General features: G+C 61.4%; 14 protein-coding genes. 3 read left to right on the forward strand and 11 right to left on the reverse strand.

The genetic code is table 11. The features are described from left to right. Positions 1-11: 11 nt before the first annotated feature. A complete protein-coding gene (locus GEMMAAP_RS15525; RefSeq protein ID WP_026848473.1) occupies positions 12-2,537 on the reverse strand; it encodes a penicillin acylase family protein in 2,526 nt (841 codons plus the stop codon). A gap of 139 nt (positions 2,538-2,676) precedes the next feature. On the opposite strand from GEMMAAP_RS15525, the gene GEMMAAP_RS15530 reads away from it, so the two are divergent. Further along, the gene (locus GEMMAAP_RS15530) at positions 2,677-3,222 is read left to right on the forward strand and encodes a sigma-70 family RNA polymerase sigma factor (RefSeq protein ID WP_053333655.1); all 546 of its coding nucleotides are present in this window, start codon (positions 2,677-2,679) and stop codon (positions 3,220-3,222) included. Further along, entirely contained in the window at positions 3,212-5,881 is a 2,670-nt protein-coding gene (locus GEMMAAP_RS15535) for a YfbK domain-containing protein (protein ID WP_202969151.1), read from the forward strand. The genes GEMMAAP_RS15530 and GEMMAAP_RS15535 overlap by 11 nt, the downstream gene beginning before the upstream one ends. Here the strand turns inward: GEMMAAP_RS15535 and GEMMAAP_RS15540 are convergent. From GEMMAAP_RS15540 to GEMMAAP_RS15550, 3 genes are all read right to left on the reverse strand, one after another. Continuing rightward, positions 5,859-6,248 (reverse strand): hypothetical protein, encoded by a 390-nt coding sequence (locus GEMMAAP_RS15540; protein ID WP_026848472.1) that lies wholly within the window; start codon positions 6,246-6,248, stop codon positions 5,859-5,861. The genes GEMMAAP_RS15535 and GEMMAAP_RS15540 overlap by 23 nt on opposite strands. A gap of 189 nt (positions 6,249-6,437) precedes the next feature. Next, a complete protein-coding gene (locus GEMMAAP_RS15545; protein ID WP_053333654.1) occupies positions 6,438-8,546 on the reverse strand; it encodes a hybrid sensor histidine kinase/response regulator in 2,109 nt (702 codons plus the stop codon). A gap of 17 nt (positions 8,547-8,563) precedes the next feature. Then, the gene (locus tag GEMMAAP_RS15550) at positions 8,564-9,028 is read right to left on the reverse strand and encodes a putative sulfate/molybdate transporter (RefSeq protein WP_338011317.1); all 465 of its coding nucleotides are present in this window, start codon (positions 9,026-9,028) and stop codon (positions 8,564-8,566) included. A 135-nt stretch (positions 9,029-9,163) separates the two neighbouring features. Between GEMMAAP_RS15550 and GEMMAAP_RS15560 the strand changes: the two genes are divergently transcribed. Continuing rightward, a protein-coding gene (locus GEMMAAP_RS15560; protein ID WP_425482937.1) for an IS3 family transposase occupies positions 9,164-10,263 on the forward strand; the annotation gives its coding sequence in 2 pieces (ribosomal slippage) (positions 9,164-9,425 and positions 9,425-10,263; 1,101 coding nt in all). A 1,599-nt stretch (positions 10,264-11,862) separates the two neighbouring features. Here GEMMAAP_RS15560 and GEMMAAP_RS15570 read toward each other — a convergent pair. The 7 genes from GEMMAAP_RS15570 to GEMMAAP_RS15600 form a co-directional block, all read right to left on the reverse strand. Further along, positions 11,863-13,008: a putative sulfate/molybdate transporter gene (locus GEMMAAP_RS15570; RefSeq protein ID WP_043579406.1), complete on the reverse strand. Its 1,146-nt coding sequence runs from the start codon at positions 13,006-13,008 to the stop codon at positions 11,863-11,865. 13 nt (positions 13,009-13,021) lie between these two features. Continuing rightward, positions 13,022-14,662 (reverse strand): hypothetical protein, encoded by a 1,641-nt coding sequence (locus GEMMAAP_RS20360; RefSeq protein ID WP_145979170.1) that lies wholly within the window; start codon positions 14,660-14,662, stop codon positions 13,022-13,024. 269 nt (positions 14,663-14,931) lie between these two features. Next, a protein-coding gene (locus GEMMAAP_RS15575) for an IS3 family transposase (protein WP_425482917.1) occupies positions 14,932-16,043 on the reverse strand; the annotation gives its coding sequence in 2 pieces (ribosomal slippage) (positions 14,932-15,794 and positions 15,794-16,043; 1,113 coding nt in all). Positions 16,044-16,157: 114 nt separating this feature from the next. Continuing rightward, complete coding sequence (locus GEMMAAP_RS15585) at positions 16,158-17,087, reverse strand: phosphatase PAP2 family protein (RefSeq protein ID WP_158514890.1); 930 nt, start codon at positions 17,085-17,087, stop codon at positions 16,158-16,160. A gap of 221 nt (positions 17,088-17,308) precedes the next feature. Next, a complete protein-coding gene (locus tag GEMMAAP_RS15590; protein WP_026848464.1) occupies positions 17,309-17,860 on the reverse strand; it encodes a class I SAM-dependent methyltransferase in 552 nt (183 codons plus the stop codon). Beyond that, the gene (locus GEMMAAP_RS15595) at positions 17,857-19,014 is read right to left on the reverse strand and encodes a glycosyltransferase family 2 protein (RefSeq protein WP_053333653.1); all 1,158 of its coding nucleotides are present in this window, start codon (positions 19,012-19,014) and stop codon (positions 17,857-17,859) included. Before GEMMAAP_RS15595 ends, GEMMAAP_RS15590 begins: the two co-directional genes overlap by 4 nt. A 60-nt stretch (positions 19,015-19,074) precedes the next feature. Then, positions 19,075-20,976: a hypothetical protein gene (locus GEMMAAP_RS15600; RefSeq protein WP_026848462.1), complete on the reverse strand. Its 1,902-nt coding sequence runs from the start codon at positions 20,974-20,976 to the stop codon at positions 19,075-19,077. Between the last annotated feature and the right edge of the window lie 32 nt (positions 20,977-21,008).

Below are 21,008 nucleotides of genomic sequence, written 5' to 3' on the forward strand. Positions count from 1 at the left end.
GATGCGGAGCCTCAGCGCGTCAGAGTGAGTGTCGCGCGAAGATCGCGCGCCGACAGGTCGGCAGGCGTGCGCGGTGTGCGCACGCTGTCCAGCTGTCCGTTCCCCCACATGGCGAGGCGATCGAGATACCGTGGGCTCGCCGGATTGCCACTCTGCCCGCCGGGGTACACGCCCATGATGCGTGGCTGCGCGTCCATCTCGGCCACCATACGCCAACTGGCGCCGAAATTCGCGAAGCGCGAACCCACCGAGGGGTTGAGCGTGCCGCGTCCGCCATCAATGGGCATGTTGGGTGCCGAGAAGCCGTCGAGCCGCAACAGATGTCGTGGCTTGGCGGGCGACACCGTGCCCCACGTCCATGGTGTCTTGGCCGGATCGCCAAAGTCCACCACCAGCGTGTCGTACGCGGCTACCAACGCGCGCGCGAGCAACATGTCGCGATCTTCTCGCACGCCGGTCGTGCGACGATCATCCCACCACGCACTGCCGGAGTCTGCCACCAGCTGCAGCAACCGCGACTCGGAGGGACGCACCAGGGCCGCATCCTTGCCGGTCGGAATGAACTCATCCCACAACAGCATTACTACACGACCAAGCGCCGTTTCAAACAGCCGCGCGCCCGTATTGTCGCGCGTGTAGCGACGATCCCACGCCGACAACATCGCTTCCGCCGCAGCCAGCGACTTCGACGTATCTCCCTGCGCGATGCGCGCCTTGGCTGCCGCGACCAGCGCCGGTGCCAGACGGTCGGCCCGTACACTGCCGGGGTTGGTGTGAAACTGCCGCATCTTGTCGGGCGTCATGCTGCTGTCAGCCCGCAGCAAGCGATTGATCTGCAGGGCACGCCAGATTTCGTAGTGCGGATCGGTGCCCAGATACAGCGAATCGTACTGCGGATCGATGGGCTCCTGGTTGGCGGAGGCGAGATAGCCCTGCGCCGGCCGAACACTTTGCGGATATTGTGCGATAGTGCGGAAGCCCATCCAGTCGTTGGCGCGAGTGCGCCCATCAAGGATCTCCGTACCACGCCCGCGGTTGGCGCGAATGGGGTGCCGCCCCGTGCTGCGAATCGCAATCGTGCCCGCCGTATCGGCCACGATCATGTTCTGTGCGGGCGCCTGGTAATACGTTGCCAGGGAATCGAGGAACCCTTCGGCCGTGGCTGAGCGCATCCCCTGATAGAAGCCCAGCAGTTCACTGCCTGCCTCCAGCACCGTCCAGCGCATGGAGAGCCATTCGCTTCCCTGCTTCCGCATGGGACCACGATGGGTGAAGTACACCGTGTCGGTGGCAATCACGCGCCCGGACTTGTCGCGGTACTGCTCCACGCGCGTCTCGAGCGGTTGCTGCGCACCATCCAGTTCATACGTGGTGGGGCGCGCCGCATCGTTCACCGTTTCGCGCCAGAAGTCCATGACATCGGCGCCGGTATTCGTAAAGCTCCAGGCAAAGCTGCGCGTGTAGCCAATGGTCACGCCGGGCAAACCCGGAATGGTCACCCCGCCCACGTCCATGACGCCGGGGACCACCAGGTGGACTTCGTACCAGATGCTGGGGAGCGTGAGCTCCAGGTGCGGATCACCCGCCAGCAGCGCCAACCCATTGGCACTGCGCGAGGGTGACACGGCCCAATTGTTGGAGGCAAAGGCCCGCTCTTGCTGTACATCGGCGCGCTGATTGACCGGGAGCGTGGCATCGCGGGTCCAGAGCAGCGGTCCGCTCTGTGCCCCAAGGGCCGCCACCATGCGCGCGGCGGCACTGTCCGGTGTACCGGGTGCCGGCAGCGATGCCAGTGCCTCACGTGACGCACTGCGCGGCGCCGGTTGAATGGGCTCCTGCACCGGCGACGAGCTATCCCAGAACGCCCGGGCCGCACTGTCGCCCACCAGGGCGCGTGCCTGCAGCAGATCGAGCTCCAGCGGGGAATGGGCCAGCGTGTACCCCATGCGGTTCAGCAGATGCATGGAGTGCACCGGCAACCACTCGCGTGGTGTCTTCTGCAGCAGCTTGTACTCCACAGGCAGCTGCGCCGTGGAGAGCGACGTCCGATACGCGTTGATCCCATCGGCGTAGGCCCGCAGAATGCCGTACAGCATCCCGGTGGTATCCATGGCCGTCATGCGCGCTTCCGCCGATCGCGGCATCCCCAGGTGTCGCGTTTCCTGGTCGGCGGGCAACGCCACATCACCGACGAGTTCCGTGAGAGTCCCCTCGCCGGCCCGTGCTTGCAGTTCCAGCTGGAAGAGCCGGTCGCGTGCCACCACGTAGCCGAGCGCCCGCACCGCATCCAGATCCGTTTTGGCGAAGATGTGCGGCACGCTGCGCGTGTCGTAGCGAATGTCCACCGCGTCAGTGAGACCGGGGATGTTCGCCGAGGCCTGTGCCGGCAGGTCACCGGTGGTGTTGATCCAGAGCCCCACCGCCGGCGAGAGCAGGGCGCCCAGCGGTGGTACCTCGCCCACGCCGCGCACACCGAGCCAGGTGGCGCCTAGACCGGCAGCGAGAGACAGGACGGCGACAGGAGTAAAGCGGGCCATAGGGGCGTTGGGAGGGAAAAGGGAAGCCGAAGGATCCCCTGTTGGCGGCCGGTGTGCAAGTTCCGGAGGCGGTGGCGTCCTACAGGGTGACTGAGTCGTGGCACCCGGGTCGTGAGCACGTCACCACCATTTCCCAACCATGGACTATCTCGAACGATTATTCCGGGAGTATCACGGGCCCGTCGTGCGGTACCTCACGCGACGATTGGGCGACCGTGATCTCGCCGAGGAGCTGGCGCAGGAGACCTTCCTGCGGGCCATGCGGCACGGGCCGGTGGCGCGGGAGCGTGCCTGGCTCTTTGCGGTGGCCACCAACCTGGTACGCGACGAAGCCCGCCGGGACGCCCGGGAACGGAAACGGCTTTCGTTGATCAAGGCCCAGGTGGATGCCGAGGGGCCGGCGGAGCCGGAGACCGTGACCGCAGAACGGCTGGCTGATGAACTGCGCGAACAGGCGCTGGCCCGCGAGGCCGTGGATGCGCTGGCCGAACGCGATCGCATGGCGCTGCTGCTGCGCGAAGAAGGGTTGGACTATCACGAAATCGCTGCGGCCCTCGGGCTGAGCGTGGGGAGCGTTGGCACAACGCTCTCGCGCGCCCGTCGCCGCCTGGTTGAGGTCTACGAAGCGCTGCAGCGGTCCCGTACGGGCGACCGCGCCGCCAAGGAGGGGTCAGGTGTTGCCTAATCAATTTGAAGTCTCCAGCGAGCGTTTGGAGCCGGTATTCGACGCGGCCGGCCATGTGGATGAAGGCACGGTGCACACGTGGCTGGACGGGGCGTTTGACACCGCGTCGGCCACCCGGGTGGAAGAGCATGTGGCGACGTGCGCATCGTGTGGGGCCATGGTGGCCGAAGCGCGTGGCCTGATGGCGGCCAGCAGCCGCATTCTGGGTGGGCTGGATACGGTGCCGGGAGGCGTGGTGCCAATGGCCGATGCGGCCCGCACCGCCATGCGCGTGGCGGCAGGATCAGCGCCCCGGTCGCGCTGGACTCAGGGGTGGACGGTTCGCGCCGCGGCCGCGCTGTTCCTCGTGGTGGGGGGCACTGTGGTGCTGCGCGATCGTGGTACGGCCCCACGACCCGCCTCGCCGCAACCCGTCGCCGCGGAGCCCATGCCCGTCGCTGCCGATACCGCGGTAGTGGCGGCGGCGCCACCGCGTGCCGATACCCCGTCTGTGGCCGCACCCGCCACGGCTCCTAAAGCCATGGCGCGCACGGCGGAAGCCGCAGCCAATCGCGTGGCCGCAAAGGCAGCACGCCCACAAGTAGTGGCGGAAGCGGCCGATCTCGCGGCCGGAGCGGCGCCTCGGCCAACGGCGCCATCGTTGGTGGCGCAGGCAGCGCCCGCTCCAGCGCCGCCAGCGGTGGCGTCAACCGCGCCCGTCGCCGCTTTGCGTGTAGCGGCGGCGAGCGAAATGACGGCGCCGGTCGAAGCACGGCCGTTGGTTATCACCGGCTTCGTACGTGACGCCGCAACACAGCTGCCATTGGCCAACGTGGGAGTCGCGGTGATGGCCGACGCCAGCACAAACGCAAGACAAGCAGGAGCCATCACGGATGTTGGCGGAAGGTATACAATCACGCTCGCGACACGGCCAGCCGGCGGCACGGTATATCTCACCGCGCGACTCATTGGCTATGCCATGTCGAGAGTGCAGCGGCTGGCGCCGGGCGATACGGTCAACGTGTCGTTCACAATGGCGCGTACAACCATGTCACTCAGTCAGACGGTGGTAACGGCGGAACGATCCCGCCCCGAGCGTGCCTCCAACGCGCCGGCCTCCATTGCCACCGTAGCCGGTGCACCGCCAGCACCCATGGGACGCATCGTGGCCGTGCGTCCGATCAATAGCGGTGAAAGGGTGGCCGCCGACAACGGAAAGGCGGGCACCATTCGCCGCATGAACCGCGAGCAATACGACCGCATCGAGGACAACCCGTTCCTCGGCGTCAAGAACAACCCGCTCAGCACCTTCTCCATCGATGTGGACCGCGCTTCGTACACCAACGTGCGGCGGTTCCTCCAGGGCAGCACGCGTCCGCCCAAGGATGCCGTGCGCATTGAGGAGTTCATCAACTACTTCCCGTATCAGTTGCCCGAGCCACGCGGCAACGATCCGGTGTCCATCAGCAGTGAAGTGATTGCCGCGCCGTGGCAGCCGCAGCACAAGCTGGTGCGCGTGGCGCTGCAGGCCAAGCGTATCGAGACCGCGAACCTGCCGCCCAACAATCTTGTGTTCCTGCTCGATGTGTCGGGCTCGATGAACGAGTGGAACAAGCTGCCACTGGTGAAGCAGGCGCTGCGCCTGCTGGTGGATCAGCTGCGGCCGCAGGATCGCGTCGCCATCGTGACCTACGCCGGTGCCGCAGGGCTCGTGCTCCCCAGCACCAGTGGCGACGAAAAGGTGCGCATACTGAGCGCGCTCGATCGGCTGGAGGCGGGTGGCTCCACGGCCGGTGGCGCGGGCATTGACCTGGCCTATCGCACCGCCCGCGAACACTTCCTCCCCAACGGCAACAACCGCGTCATTCTCGCCACCGACGGCGACTTCAACGTGGGGCCCAGCAGTGATTCCGAACTCGAACGCATGGTGGAGCAGCGCCGACGCGAGGGCACCTATCTCACGGTGCTCGGCTTTGGCACCGGCAACTACCAGGCGTCGAAGATGGAAAAGCTCGCCAAGGTGGGGAACGGCAACGCGGCCTACGTGGACAACATTTCGGAAGCACGAAAGGTGCTCGTGGAAGAGATGGGCGCCACGCTGCTCACAGTGGCCAACGACGTGAAGCTGCAGGTGGAGTTCAACCCGGCCGCGGTGCAGGCGTACCGCCTTATTGGCTACGAGAACCGGTTGCTCGCCACCGAAGACTTCAACGACGACACCAAGGATGCCGGCGACATTGGCGCAGGGCATCAGGTCACCGCACTCTACGAGGTGGTGCCGGTGGGCGTGCGTGGCACGGTGAACATTCGTGGCATCGACTCGCTGCGCTATGTCACCCCCGATCGCAGCATGGGGGCACCGGCATCAGGAGGCGCCGACGAACTGCTCTTCGTGAAACTGCGCTACAAGCGTCCGGGGCAGTCCACCAGTCAGCTCATGTCCCATGCGGTGCCGTCGCGCACGGTGCGGGCCAGTCAGGACATGCGCTTCGTGTCGGCCGTGGCGAGCTTCGGCATGCTGCTGCGCGACAGCGAGTACAAGGGAAACAGCAGCGCCGCGCAGGTCCTGGAGCAGGCCCGCGCGGCGCTGGGGGAAGACATTGGAGGCTATCGCGCCGAGTTCGTACAGCTGGTGGAACGGTGGCGCGCGCTCGGGGTTACGGCTGGCGAACGGCGGTAAAGGGCAACGCGCCCATGCCGCTCACGTCGAGCACACCACTCATGTTGTCCTTGTCCTTCAGCACGCCCGCGCCGTTGATCACCAAGGCCTGTCCGCCCATGTCCAGCTGGAAGGCGAACATCACGGAGTCACCCTTCACCACGCCAGTCATGGGCGCCGTGCCGAGCTGCGATTCAATGGAGCCGGACAACGAGTCCGCCTTCTGGGTGACGGTCATGGTGGAGGGCTGCGTACCACCATCGGGGGTAGCCACCGTCACGGCCCACTTGCCGGAGACATCGGCCAGGATACGCGGAGCGGCAACGGCGATGCTGGCGGACGCGGCGATCATGGAAAGAGCCGCAACAACGCGACGACGAATGTTCATGGGGCGCTCGAAAAGGAAAGATGTGACCAGCGGCACGCGCTGGGGTGGAACGGCCTGAGCCAACAGACACTGCTACACGGCTGACCAGCCAAAAGATACCAGACCTGCCATGGTACGGGGCAGTCGGGGCCCGGGTTTCCGGTGCCCCGCCGCCTTCCGGATACCGATAACCGGATGTGAGGGGGTGGGTTAGCGGGTGCGGAGCGCCAGCTGGCGTTTGACCACCGCCAGGATCTGCTCCGTACTGGCCGGCTTGGGAATGAAGTTCTCCCCTGGCAGCATGGTCACGTCGGACGGGTCGTATTCGGGATCGTACCCGCTGGTGTACACCACGGGGAGTTCGGGGAACAATTGTCGCAGCTCGCGCCCCAGCGCCGTGCCGCTCATGCCGCCCGGCATGACCAGATCCGTAATGACCAGATCGAGGGTCGTCCCCTTTCGCGCACACCATTCCAGCGCCTCGGCGCCCGTGGACGCCGAATACACGACATACCCCTCACGTTCGAGCACCCGTTCCATGAGCCGACGCACCGTAGGCTCATCTTCCACCACCAGCACCGAGGCCCGGAGCTGGTGCTCCCCCGAATCGTGACTGAGCGCCTCGCCGCCGGCGACGAGATCCGCTGGCAGTGGTTCGTTGGAGAGCGGGATCCAGACGTCCATGGTGGTCCCGCGGCCCAAGATGGATGTGGCACGCAGCGTCCCTTTATGCTGCTGCACAATGCCGTACGCGGTCGCGAGACCGAGCCCCGTTCCCTGTCCCGGCGGCTTGGTGGTAAAGAATGGCTCGAACAACCGTGGCATGTGCTCGTCGGCAATGCCGGTGCCGTTGTCTCGCACACTGAGCACCGCGTAACGACCGGCGGGCAAGTCAGGCGCCGTACTGGTCTGTTCACGCAGGGCGGTGGCTATCACAATGCTGCCCCCCTGGGGCAGTGCATCGCGCGCGTTGAGCACCAGATTCAGCAGCACCTGCTCCACCATGCCGCTGTCGGCCGAGACCACCAGCGGGCCCGGGTGACACGACACGGAAAGCGTGTGCGATGTGGGAACCACACGCTTGAGCAGTTTGGCGTGCGTGCGCACCAGCGTATTGAGGTCGAGCACCTGCGATTGCATGGCCTGCTGACGGCTGAAGACCAGCAGCTGTCGGGTGAGTCGCGCGGCGCGCTGTACCGATGTTTCCACATCGGTGATGAGTTCGCGGGCAACGCGGGGCATCTCGCGCACCAATCGCAACTCCTCCAGTTGCATCATGACGGCGGCGAGCACGTTGTTGAAGTCGTGCGCCACGCCGCCGGCCAGCTGGCCAATGGCTTCCATTTTCTGGCTTTGGCGGAGCCGTTGCTCGCTGGTCTTTAGCGCCTCCACCACGCGGGCATTCTCAAGGGCTGTTTCCTGCTGCTCACGCAGCGCGGTGGCCAGCACGAGCGACGTAATGGCGAGCACGCCCAAAAACACCTGGAGCACAATGAGGGAGCCGGCCGGGGTATTACCCCCAAACGCCAACGGGTGATCGGCCATGAGCATTGTCATGCCCACTGCGGCGATCTCCAGTACCGACAGCATGGCGCCAATCTGCCCGAACCGCAGCGTGGCCCAGAGCACCGGGACCACCATCATGTAGGGGCCCATATTCACTTCACCAACCAGCCCTCGCTCCAGGTACGACCCAACCGATGCCGCGAGAATCACCACCAGCATGAGGAGCGTTTCCAGCGCCCACCCCACCGGGGTCCGCCCCGGCGCACGCGAGGGCGGCCGGTCGAGCACGAGGACCGTAAGCGGGGTGATGACGACAAAGGCAATCACGTCGCCAACCCACCACACGGCCGCTGATTCGAGGAACGGCGCGCCACTGAAAGAGCGGGCGATGAATGCAGACGGAATGCTGGCGAGTGCGGTGGCACCACCGGTTGCGGCGAGGAGCACAAAAACATCGCGCAGGCGGGCGAAGCGAAGCGGCAAGGAGGCAAAGCGTCGCAGCAGCGCCTCGGCAAGCAGCATTTCGCCCAGACTCACCCCGAGGTAGGCAATGGCCGGAGGGGTCGCGAAGCCCTGCAACAGATTGGAGACCGTATCGATGGCGATGTAGCCACCAATGATCAGTGGCCGGTGGCTGCGCGGGAGCGAAATGAGCGCGGCGAGGGCGAGACCAACGGGCGGCCAAGCGGGGGCGAGCGGACCGCCAAAGCGGATGAAGGAGAGGGAGAGCGCGTGCGCCAGAAACGTCGCGAGGGCAAAGCCCAGCAGGCGACGAGTGTGGAGCGGCGACGGCAGTACCCAACCTGCTGGCATAAACTCCGATTTACAATTCAGGCAGGGACATGGGGCTCCGGACGACGTCGCATGACGCGTCCCACGAATGTACCGCCCAACAGCGCGACCGCATACCCGTAGGGGGCGAAGGCGGCGGTGACCCCGCAGGCTATCGCGAGGGCAAACGCGGTCGGGGTGTGCCATTGATCCCGGACCAGGAGCAGCACCGTGATGGCTTCGACGAGGAGCAGCGCGCCGAGGATGGGGCCGGGCACCAGTCGTTGGAACGCGGCGGGGTCTCCCACGAGGAAGAATCCGGCCGCGACCAATGCCATTCCGTAGATCACGGCACTGCCGCCGGTGCGGGCGCCAAAGAAGTGATGGCCCACCACGCCACCGGAGCCGTGGCAGACTGGCAGCCCGCCCAGAGGGGCTGCGATCAGATTCATGAGGCCGTAGGTATTGCCGATCCGGCGGACCGTGAGTGGTTCCACTTTTTGGTAATCACGCCCACAACCCACTCTCGCAACGAACTTTTGAGGGGTGGCAGTGTAGATCAGCTTCCTCAAACCCAAAGCCTGAAGACAAGTGGAGATTTGACGTGACCCCCGAATCCTGATCCAGACTGCATGTTAGTCCCAGCCCAAGGGGGACGCATGAAGAAGAGTCGGTTTACGGAGGCCCAGATCGTGGCGGTGCTGCACGAGTGGGACGCGGGGGCGAAGACGGCGGACTTGGTACGGCGCCACGGGGTCACTGAGCAAACGCTGTATCGCTGGAAGAAGAAGTACGGTGGCCTGCAGGTTTCGGAAGCGAAACGGCTGAAAGCGCTCGAGGAAGAGAATCGGCAGCTCAAGCGGCTCGTGGCGGACCAAGCGCTGAATCTCCAGGTGGTGAAAGACCTGCTGGGAAAAAAGTGGTGACGCCCGAGCAGCGGCGGACGGTCGTCGAGCACGCGATGGAATCCGCCGGCCTCTCGGAGCGCCAAGCGTGCCGCTACACGGGCTTCGCGCGCTCGTCGCAGCGCTACCAGTCGACCAAGGATGATGCGGCGCTGGGCGAGCGCCTGCGGACGCTGGCAATCCTGCGCCCGCGGTGGGGCTATCGCCGGCTGTATCGGTTGCTGCGCCGCGAAGGGCTGCGGGTCAATCGCAAGCGCGTGCAGCGCGTCTACCGCGAGGCCGGGCTGCACGTGCGCCAGCGACCACGGAAGCGTGTGGCACTCGAGCGCGTCCCCAAGCTGGCCATCAGCGGGGCCAACCAGCGATGGAGCATGGATTTCGTCAGCGATGCGTTGGCCGATGGGCGCCGGTTTCGGAATCTGACCGTGGTGGAGGACGCGACGCGGGAGTGCCTCGTCATCGAGGTGGAGCGCTCGCTGCCGGCCGAGCGCGTCATCGCGGCGCTGGATCGCGTGGCGCGGTCGCGCGGCTACGCGCCCAGCATCGTGTGCGACAACGGGCCCGAGTTCCACAGTGAAGCGCTGGATCAGTGGGCCGATCACCACGGTATCACACTGGCGTTCATCGAACCAGGACGTCCCGTGCAGAATGCCTTCATCGAGAGCTTCAATGGACGCTTCCGGGACGAGTGCCTGAACGAGCATTGGTTCCTCGACCTGGCCGATGCCAAGGCCACCATTGAAGCATGGCGACTGGACTACAACACGGTCCGTCCGCATGGACAACTGGGAGGAAGAACACCAGACGAATACGTCGCGTACCTGCAGGATCAGCTACACGCTGTACATTCTTGATCAACCATCGGCTAACAGCAGGGGTGGATCAGCAACTGGGGTCACGTCAGATTGATTGGTTTCATGAGCATATTCTTCATTTATCACACAAGTTATCATGGCGAAATACATCAATACTCAGTTTTGAATGGCAATGTTTTTTCGACGCCACTGGAGTCTTATACTAGCCCTGTGCCTGCTAACGGCAGGACAGTTCCTCTTGTTGGAAAGAATTGGCGCCGGCCTCTCCCCGAGTCACATTGGCGACCCGTATAGCGAGGCCGACGCGTTCCGAGCAAGTGGCTTTTACGCCGAACACGGGCTGTGGTCCAATGTGGGGCTCCCTGACATACTATCAGTACCTCGCTTTTTAGACGATGGGTGGGTCGCCGACCTTCGCTACAAGGTTGAGACTGGAGATTCGAATTCTGATGCCACGGACCTTCCGCACGGTGTGTATACCCGCTATCCGCCGCTTCCGATGTTAATGCTAGGGGCAATGGAGCAGCGCTTTGGGTTTCATCCACAGTTGTTCCGACTTTTGCCTGTCCTTATTGGACTGCTCTCACTTTCACTCTGGTGCACACGGCTTCGTGATTCTGTGGGAGGCCCAGCGGGCCATCTAGGGGTGCTGCTCACTGGCGCGCTTCCCATGACATTTCAATACATGTCGGGCACTCACTATCAAGGTTATGCGCTGTCGCTATACCTAATTGAATGTTGGCTAATAGTCGGAGCAATCAGCAGTAACGCTTATACTCGTTGGAAGTTATCAGGAATGGCAGTGATATGCTTCCTTCAAGGATGCCTATCATTCGACTATCTCTTTATTGTTACGGCGACCCCGGTTCTTTTGCCGATGATCATGGGCAACGTAACGGACCAGAGAACACTTCCCCGTTTGTCACTAGAAGCGGCCTTGATTGCGGGGGGATGCTTCGTGTTGGCACTTTCGCTGCATTTTCTTCAGGTAGTATCATTTTATGGCAACTTCGATTCTGCGTTCGCCGATTGGTTCGGACGAGCTACTCACAGAGTACATGACAATGGTGGACTCGCATCGAGAGTTATTGTGGCGCAAGCCATTCAAGGATACTTGAGAGAGTTTTTCATTCCAAATTCACGACACTTTGGCTGGCAACCATTGTTTCTCTGGCTGTCATTAGTTGCGCTCCGCGGTCCGAGATGGATTGTAAGTCGCCGAGACGCTCTTCGTCCATTCAGTACATTTGCGTTATGTATGGTTTGCTCCCTTTGCTGGGTTGCTACCATGCCTGCCATGTCATTAAAGCATATGCATTTCATCCCTAGACTTTTTTTCTTGCCTTACCTCGCCTTGCTGATCCCCACCTTAAGCCATCTGAACGCATTGGTTGGGCAATCGCGTGACAGACGTGTCGTGCCTAATTGAATACATATTTAAGTTGGCGCCGCTCCAATTTTGGATTTCATCACGCTTTTTTGTGGTGGCCATGCTCTTGTGTATCGAAAGCGGCCTGTTAAGACGACCCGTTTTCTTTTCGATCGCCACGAATAACGCTATGATGAGGCCCATCAGCCTACGAGTGCGGAGCGTCGATGGTAATTGCGAGACTGCGTCCATGAAACACATATAAACGTTCAACTGGGGACAGATGACTCCATCTGACGTCGCATGACACGGCCTACGAACGCACCTCCCAATAAGGCGACGGCATACCCGTAAGGAGCGAAGGCGGCAGTCAGGCCGCAGGCGATCGAGAGAGCAAACGCCGCCGGGGTGCGCCATTGATCCCGGACCAAAAGGAGCACGGTGAGGGCCTCCACGATTAGGAGCGCCCCAAGGATAGGGCCGGGCACCAGGCGCTGGAAGGCGCTGGGCGCTCCCACGAGAAAGAGCCCCGCCAACACCAGCGCCCCTCCGTAAATCACGGCGCTGCCGCCGGTGCGGGCGCCAAAGAAGTAGTGAGCAGCAATACCGCCCGACCCGTGACAGACCGGTAGCCCACCCAACGGGGCGGCGAGGAGATTCATGAGGCCGTAGGTGTTTCCAATGCGGCTTACCGTGAGGGGGGCTCGATCAGGAAACAAGTCAGCCACTACCTGTTTGGTGGCGAGCACAGAATTGCCTAGGGAGAGCGCAATTTGTGGGAGCGCGAGCAGCAGGGCGGCGCGTCCAAATTCATTGGGGGTTGGCCAGCGGGTAGGCAGCGAAGGGAGCTGGAAGCCCCAAAGTTCGGGGAAGTCTTGGGGCCAGTTGAAGGCGGCCCAAGTGAGCCCGAGTGCCAGAACGGCAATGCCCGCAGGTAGGCGTCGGTTTCCGCGCAAAGCGACAATAAGGCCAATGGCGGCGGCGGCGAGCAGCCATCCGCTGGTGCCTCCTCCCGGAATGAAGCGAGTGAGGGCTAGGTTGAGCAGCTGAAGCCCCAGTCCCACCTGAATACCGCGCACCACCGCTTTGGGAACGGTGCGGGCAATCCATTCTAGGGCGCCGGAATTGGCCAGCGCGAGCATGGTGAAGCCGACGATGAGCCCCCCCGCCGCGAGGAGCGCGGGCGCAATTTTCCCGGCAATGGCAATCGCAGCCATGGCCTTGAGCGGCTGCACCGGCATAGGGAGCCGGTAAATGAGCCCCGAACCGATCTGAAGTAACCCGAAGGCCACAAACGCGGCGGGGGCGTCCATGCCTGTGGCCATCACCACCCCGACCAAAAGGGGGAGATCGGTGCCGAGGTCACCGAACGCACCGGCGAGTTCGTTACGGGAGAAGGAGAGGGGTGTGGGCATACCAAACCGTAAGCTACTTGATTGCCTCCAAGCCGAGCGATCTAAGCTCTTCGACCGAAACGCGCATTACCTTAGCCTTTGAGTCGACTGGCAAGTGCTGTATCCCAATCTCGGCGGCAACGGCCCCATCCACCAGAATGGGCCTGTTTGACAAACCAGGTGAGTTTCGAATTAGATCACGCCCGTACCATACTGAGTCGGAGGGGACTATTACCACATCAGCATCGACGCGACTAAGCCAATTATGAGCGAGAGTAAACGGTCGCGTGAAGTGCTGTACTTCCCACGCTCGGTAGGGAACTTGCACTAGTACGGTAAACAATAAGGAAGACTTCAATGCCCTTCGTGCCGCTATAGAACCGACTTGAGCGGTAAAGCATGGCCAAAGAGCAGCCGAGATCAGGGCGAGATTGCCCAATACCTGATGGCCATAGCGCCACCCCCAACCGTGGCCTTGATTCACCATGCTAAAGAACAGATAGAAACCAAGACTCAAAAGAATCCCTGCAAACAGGTCGCCCTCAAAAGATTCCAGTCTTCGTCGGCCCTTTATGGCCATGCTTAAGAGAACTGCCGCGATCGGCGTATTCCATGCGGCAAGGAGAACAACGTTCGCCACAAGGACGAAAAGGTGCCCGAGTGTTGGTAATGAGAGTGCTCCTCTTACCACTCCCCCAAGATGAGACCAGTAGAGCAACGAGGTAAAAGCGCAAGCGTATGCTGTGGCGCAAGCCATCAACAATCGCCAGTCCTGCTCGCGCAACTTGCGAGTCAGGAATGGTAGCGCAAACAGCGGATGCGGCACTGGCTGATGCAGAACGCACGCAAAAAAGCCAAGTGGGGCAGTGAGGTATCTAACTCGGGATTTTGACCGGAGAGCCCATAACCAGAAAAGATTCATGGTCAAATGCGCAGGCATCACATACCCCGTCAAACTAGTAGCAAGCACCTGAGTACTCCCAGAGTAAACCAGGATAGCTACCCACTGTCGCTCCGCTTGGCCGCGCCATTCCTGCCGGGACAGCCCTGCAATTGCCACCATTCCAAGACCGGTAAGGGATGGGTTTAGCCATCCGTCTGCACCGAAGCGATTAAACAGTACGCTAAGGAACGAATAGCCTGGAAGATACATCAACACCCATGAACTACCGTCATTTCCCCGTTGAACGAACACAGGTGTAACGGCATTTCGCCATTGTTTCCACTGAGCAGGGAATGTCGAAGTCAGCTCGCGCTTTGCCAGCATTTCTGATTGTAATGCAGCACCGTATTCATCCATCGAGAAAAGTGTGCCTTCGGTAATTAAGCCACGCGCAAACCATGTGGCCAAAGCGATGCCTAACGCGGCCATCCCAACTGAAAACCAGCTAACGTTCCTCTCGATGTGCTGCTCGGATCCAATAGTGTTAGCTACATTCCTCGTTTCTCGACGAAAGCTCCACCAAAAAAAGGCGAAGAAAAAAAACATTAAAGTAACAATCCACGGCTCTGCGATTGCAATTACCCGATAATAGATGTGCAAAGAATTCTTGTCAGGTTCGATAAAGCCGCTCGTTCTCAGGACAACTATGTACCCTAGGCCAATTGCGAAGAAGACGAGCAGCCTTTTCAACTCCCACTCAAGACGAGATGCGGTATCTGTACTATGCTCCATCTATATCCGCCTTAAAGGGCAATATGTTTATCAGAAGCGAATGGCTTGGTGATCCAAAAGTCCGTTTCGTGCTGACTCGGCGCACAGTGCAACTCGACCACAAGGATTACTCAGCAAAGTATGCTCTACGAGTCTTGACTTGAACCTATCAGACCGTCGTTTGAAGTCTGGATAAACGTTTGACGTGACCCCAGTTACTGATCCCCCCCCTGCTGTTGGCCGATGGTTAGTTTGTTCTAGCCCCCAAACCTGGTCCAGCCAGACTCACTTTATGCGGAGCTGGAGACGCTGGCGGTGATCGCCATGGCGGCCCAGAAGTGGGCCGGTGGCACGTTACCTAAGCTGCTGTGGGGCCGGTCGTTATTGTACTCGGACCGGTACTGCTCGATCTGCTGTTGGGCGTCGATGATATCGATAAGGTAATGCTGCGTGAGGCACTCACGTCGGAAGCTGTTGTGGAAGCTTTCGAAGGCCGCGTTGTCGGTCGGTTTGCCAGGCCGACTGAAGTCAACGCGCACCTGATTCCAGCAGCACCAGTGGTCGAGCGCGACCGACGTGAACTCGGCACCATTGTCGCACTGAGTGATCGTGGGGATGCCACGCTCGTCGCGCAGTCGGCTCAGCATGGCCACCACATCGTCCGCGCGAAGCCGGATGGCCGGCACGAGCCCGACGCATTCGCGCGTGTAGAGATCGACGATGCTCAGCACGCGGAACGCGGTGCCATCGGCGAGTTGATCGTGGATGAAGTCCATAGCCCAGCGTTCGTTGGCGGCGCCCGGCAGCAAGCGCGCAGCGCGAGGTACGGCGCTGCGGCGTCGCTTCGGTCGTTTGCGGTGCTGCGTGAGCCCTTCGTCCTGATACAGCCGCTGCACGCGCTTGTGATTGACGGGCCAGCCCTCGCGACACAGGAGCACATGCAAACGCCGATACCCGTAGGCCACCCGCGTCTGTGCTAACTCGCGCAGGCGCTGCCGCAGCGGCTCCTGCGGGGCCGCACTACTCGCGTAGCGGACGCTCGAGCGCGCGACGCCGCCGGCATCACAGGCCAGGCGCTCCGAGACCGCATACGCCTCCTGCACCCAGCGCACCCACGTCCGCCGCTGCGCTGGGCTCAGCATTCTTTTCGCAGGGAGTCCTGCAAAATCGTCTTGTCGAGGCTGAGATCGGCGACCAGCCGTTTCAGCTTCCGGTTTTCTTCCCCGAGCTGCCGCAGCTCGCGCACCTCAGGGGTGCCGAGCTCGCCGAACTTCTTTTTCCACCGGTAGAACGTCTGCGCCGTGACCTGGAGCTTGCGGCAGATTTCCGCGATGGGCGTGCCACTCTCGGCCTGCCGCAGGGCCTGCGCGATCTGCTCCGGGCTGTACTTGCTGGTCCGCATCTGCTGTCCTCCTCCGCCCGCTCTCGGGGCTTGAGCCAGCCTCTACACTACCGCCAAAATGTGAGTCGCGCTGGGTCAGGCTATTGGTTGCAGACCACAGATCACTTTGCCCATTCAATTTCGAGACTTGGTATCTGATCGGCCACGGATTACACGATGCGTAGTCCACCAACCGAAAGACGCCATAGCGATTCCCATCAGGGCATCGACTAGGTAATGCTCACCACCGTAAACGATACCCCAGAGCATGAGCAGCGCATATATGCCCGCAAGTATCGAGACTACTAGGTGGATTCTAGCTGCGGATAGAAAGACGAGCCAAGTCACCATCATATGTACCGACGGCATCGCTGCTACATCATTCCCTGAAATATCTATTCCTTTCTTGACGGCTTCGGGAGAAAGCTCGCTACCAACTTTCAGGAAAATTCGCGAAACGTTTTCTATGACTTCGTTCTGGGATGCAAGCCACGGTGGCGCCGTCGGGTAGGCGAAGTGAACAGCTAATGAAATGAAGTAGCAAAGTACATTTGACAGCATAAATGCAGAAAATCTCACTTCATCTTTAGCCCACAGGAACAACGCAGCAAGCCAGATAACAAAAAAATGGCCGGCATACAGAACGGCCATGAGCTGATCATACCATGCTACATCGCCTTCGCTATACAGCCACTGCTGTAGCATGTGCGTTGGAAGTTGACCATTGCCCAACCAGAGATCAAAAGTGATAGGTGCCTCAACAATCACTGGGCGTGCCGTCTCGTCCGCGTAACTTCGGAGGCCGACAAATATCGCCAGAGCGCCAATGTGGATAAAATATAACAACCCAACTCTTATGAACTGCTTATTCTCCCTTGAATACCAAAAGGGTAATCCAATGGCGAGAAGCGTCGCAAACTGAGCCAACGGAATGAATCCCAAACTAATTGCACCAAGCCCTAACGCACCGAGGAATACTATGCTCGGTTGAGAAACCCTGCTCGAATGGTTAGTTGTAACTATCGGTCGGCTACTTGTATTGATTTCTTCGTCTGAATAAGACATTACTGACTTTCTCCCCATAAGTTGGCTCTTTGTCCCAAACCATTACTTGTCGATGGGCGTTCATTCTGAATCCAGATCCAAACTCAGAACCCGAGGACTTTTTGGCGGGTAGGCAACAGCATCACTTATGTTAGGTGAATGCCGTGCTCACACCCCGCGCGTACAGAGTTTCTACGTACTTGGTATTACCTGTTCCCTCCTCGCCGCCTTTATTGCTCGCACTATGTTCTTCGAAAGACCAAGATATTGTTTAGTCCTAGTTGAAAATTTGAGTGAACCTTTAGTTCAAGCGTGCTTTTCGTGCAGTTGCTTTTTAGTTCAAGAACTACCATTCCATAGTGTTGCTCAAGCTTCTGCCCATCAATCAATCCCAGGAACTTGAGCACCGGCAGAATCCAGTCGACCAGCGGCGACGGCACCGTCATGATGAGAAGCCCGCCCGGGCGGAGCCGGTCCCGTATGGCAGACAACAGTGCGAGTTGCGCGTCCGGCGGAATGTGCTCCATGACCGCCAGGGCGACGATCGCGTCGAATCGACGGTCAGGATCCACAGCATCGGGGAAGTACCCCTCCACCAAGGTGACTCGCGGCGGGAGCTCCAGCGTTCGGTGAATTTCCGGGTCCACGCCAACGCCCCAGATCCCTTTGTTCGCACCCTCTACAAACAGCGCCCCGTCGAACGTGCCAAGGTCGCACACCTCGGCACCATGCGGCACGTGTGCCAGGGCCACACGAATGCGCCAACGCTGAAGGACCCGATCCAGATACTTCATGCGCCGCGCCGTTGATCAGAGGGCAGCCCGAGTAGACTGAGGATGAAACTGGCAAAGCACCCCTGGACCCCTATCACCAGCAGCAGCATGGATGGGATCACCAGTCGCATGGTGTCCACCGGATCGATTGACCCGAAGGCGCGATCACGCCACCCGACCACCGCCAGGCCGCCGATCGCCACTCCCAGCGCAATGAAGACCGCACTGAGCACCAAACCTGTCTCCAGAGTAATGCGCTGCCACAGGGACTTGAGCAGTGGATCCGCCGGCAACAGCCCCGCAGTAATGGCGTACGTGCGGGCCATGATGGCGAATAGCGTCACCTGCACGCCGACCAATACCAGCGCGGCCGCATACAGCATGGTGTGAACATCCAATGTCACCCCCGCCACTGGGAGCGGGCCATACATGAGCCGCAGCATCAGCGCGCCCCCGCCAAGAATCATGGCAAGGCCCGGATACAAAAACAGCCAGCGCGGACTGAACGACAGCAGGAACCGAAGGTGCCGCCATCCATCCCGCCATGTGCGAAGATGCGGCGGGCGGTCGCGCCCGTCCTTCTGAAGCGTGGTGGGAACCTCGCGGATCCTGAGACCGTGCAGACTGGAACGCACGATCATTTCCGAAGCGAACTCCATGCCCGTGGTCTGCAATGGCACCGCCGCGAATGCCTGCCGATTCAGCCCGCGTAGGCCGCAGTGAAAGTCCCCCAGCGGCACCTTGAAAAACAAACGACCGAGCCAGGAGAGGACCGGATTGCCAAGGTATCGATGCAAGAATGGCATGGCACCCGGGCCAATGCCGCCCCGAAACCGGTTGCCGACAACCACCTCGGCTCCTGCACGGAGCGCTTCAACAAACGGAAGCAGCGCCGAAAAGTCATAGCTGTCGTCGGCGTCCCCAAAAATCACGAAACGGCCGTGCGCGGCCTGGATCCCCCCTCGCAATGCGGCGCCATATCCACGGTCGGCGATGGGGACCACGCGCGCACCGGCATTGACCGCGAGTGTCTGCGAGCCGTCGGTGCTTCCGTTATCGGCAATAAGCACTTCACCCGTAATCGCATGCGTCGCCAGAAAGGCGCGAGCCTTGGCAATACAAACGCCAAGTGTCCGCGCCTCGTTCAGGCAGGGCATGAGAATGGTCAGTTCCATAAGATCAGCGTGCGGAGGGATCTAGATAGCTCCACTGACGACGAGCGCAGGGACAGGTGGTCACCGGCGCGAAGCCCCCTGCCATTCGCTGCAGGCCACCAGGTACACCACCGATCGAACCTCCCAGGGTTGCCCAGGGTCCTGAGGCGGCAACAACTGTGGAGCCGGAAGCTCAAACCGCGTGGACGTCTGCGACCAACCGGGCGCCTCCAACAATGCCACGGCCGTCGGTGGATCGCCGGCCGAACAGAGCTCCTGCATAGCCTCAGGCGAGTGGTACAATCGCTCCATACCAAGACGATAGCGGGGATCCTTCACGCTGGCTTCCAGCGACAGCAGCTGGCGCCTTCTCGCCCCCCATTGCATCGCCAGGTCCCGACTGAACACCCGGGGGGTTCCCTGGATGATTGAGCCGTAGCCGGCACTTCCCAGGAAAGCCCATGGTTCAAGCTCACCGTCGGGCCAGAGCACGGGGCCCGAGATGACAGTTCGGGCCGTGGCCATCTGTTGCACCAACCCCTGCTCAACCGAACGCTGATAACGGGACCGGGAGTCGAAGGTGAAGAACAATGCCAATGTCAGTACCGCCGCCGTTACCGGCTGCCACGACCGGGCGGCCTTGGCCGGCCACAGTCCAGCCAGCGCCGGAACCACAGCACACGCCACTGCAAAGCGTGGCACCCCAGCCAGGACCCAGGTTGGCCACAACCACAGCATTTCCCGCGCTGGTGACGCCGCATAGAGGGGCAGTACGACGCTGGCTTCAGCCGCAGCAATCACCGCGAGCAGCATCAAGGCCACGACCGGTGCGACACGGACTAAGCTGCCCGGGACGGTCAAGCCCGGGCGGAATGCGGGTAGCCACCACAGGAAGGCGGCCAACATCGACAGCGTTGCCGCCGCTGTGCTGGTGCCCACCATACACCATGCCAAGACCAGCGTATACGCGCCAGCAGTTCGGAAGGCCGCTTCGTTGGCATTGCGTGCTGATGAACGCAGCGAGAGGAGAATAACTCCTAACAGCACCGCGCTGACGAAGGCCAGTAACCACAGGACGCGCCACGGCTGCGCCTGGGCAATCAGCACCATTTGCAGGTGATCCGCCCCAACGAAGGTGAGCGCCAGCGAGGAGCAGGCCATGACCACCACGGCCACAAGCAGGCGCTGGCCCTTTGCGGTCAACAGCCGGTACGCGATGGCCACCGTACTCAGATGCACAAGCAACCGAGCGAAGTCGAGCGGCTCCCATCCACTCAGAAAAACCAGAGACCCGTAATCCTGCAGGACGCGTTTCCACTCCCCATCAAATCGAGCGGTTAGCCCGCCCAGTGGTACGCCGAACCAAGCGCCCAACAGCAGTGCGCATACAGCAAGCCCGCCCATCGCCGCCGCATACCAGCGCATGCGGTTCGACGGGAGAAGGACAAAAACGGCAGCCGCCGCCCCGCCAATGGCCATCAAGGGGTGGATGGCCATGGCCGTGAGCAGCCATAACGCACTGGGGATAGCCGCCCCTCCGAGCGCGAAACTCAGTCCCAGGAGGACACACGCCTCGGCCAGTGTCCTGGGCGAGGCAAACGGTTCGGCGAAATGGAAGGTGGTGGACCCACCGTAGTAGGTATGCAGACTGGTTGCCAGAACCAGAACGAGTGCCAGTGCGCCAGCACCCATTACACGTGGAGCGAACCGCCCTGCGAAGCGCCAGGCTCCGAGGAACCACAATGCGAGTGCCAGATATGAAGTGACCATGGCAGCCGCCGCCGGACCGATCAGGCGCACCATCTCCCGCAAGAAGACTGGATAGATGGAGTATCCGGATTGTCCGTCCTGCTGGAAAAGAATGTCCAGACCGATTCCGTCCGGATCCAATGGTGCCAAGGCATACCCCACATACAGCCGCGCGTCATGCACGATCCCCTCATAGGGACGCATGACCAGGAAGACCGCGAACGACAGCCACATCACCAACCAGGTGACCCGTGGGCCACTGGCCG

It is taken from the genome of Gemmatimonas phototrophica (assembly GCF_000695095.2).
Lineage (GTDB): Bacteria > Gemmatimonadota > Gemmatimonadetes > Gemmatimonadales > Gemmatimonadaceae > Gemmatimonas > Gemmatimonas phototrophica.

Bases quoted from the DNA above. Each gene is read 5' to 3' on its own strand.
- GEMMAAP_RS15525 (WP_026848473.1), bottom strand. From the start codon at position 2,537: ATGGCCCGCTTTACTCCTGTCGCCGTCCTGTCTCTCGCTGCCGGTCTA.
- GEMMAAP_RS15530 (WP_053333655.1), top strand. From the start codon at position 2,677: ATGGACTATCTCGAACGATTATTCCGGGAGTATCACGGGCCCGTCGTG.
- GEMMAAP_RS15540 (WP_026848472.1), bottom strand. From the start codon at position 6,248: ATGAACATTCGTCGTCGCGTTGTTGCGGCTCTTTCCATGATCGCCGCG.
- GEMMAAP_RS15545 (WP_053333654.1), bottom strand. From the start codon at position 8,546: ATGCCAGCAGGTTGGGTACTGCCGTCGCCGCTCCACACTCGTCGCCTG.
- GEMMAAP_RS15570 (WP_043579406.1), bottom strand. From the start codon at position 13,008: ATGCCCACACCCCTCTCCTTCTCCCGTAACGAACTCGCCGGTGCGTTC.
- GEMMAAP_RS20360 (WP_145979170.1), bottom strand. From the start codon at position 14,662: ATGGAGCATAGTACAGATACCGCATCTCGTCTTGAGTGGGAGTTGAAA.
- GEMMAAP_RS15585 (WP_158514890.1), bottom strand. From the start codon at position 17,087: ATGTCTTATTCAGACGAAGAAATCAATACAAGTAGCCGACCGATAGTT.
- GEMMAAP_RS15590 (WP_026848464.1), bottom strand. From the start codon at position 17,860: ATGAAGTATCTGGATCGGGTCCTTCAGCGTTGGCGCATTCGTGTGGCC.
- GEMMAAP_RS15595 (WP_053333653.1), bottom strand. From the start codon at position 19,014: ATGGAACTGACCATTCTCATGCCCTGCCTGAACGAGGCGCGGACACTT.
- GEMMAAP_RS15600 (WP_026848462.1), bottom strand. From the start codon at position 20,976: ATGTGGCTGTCGTTCGCGGTCTTCCTGGTCATGCGTCCCTATGAGGGG.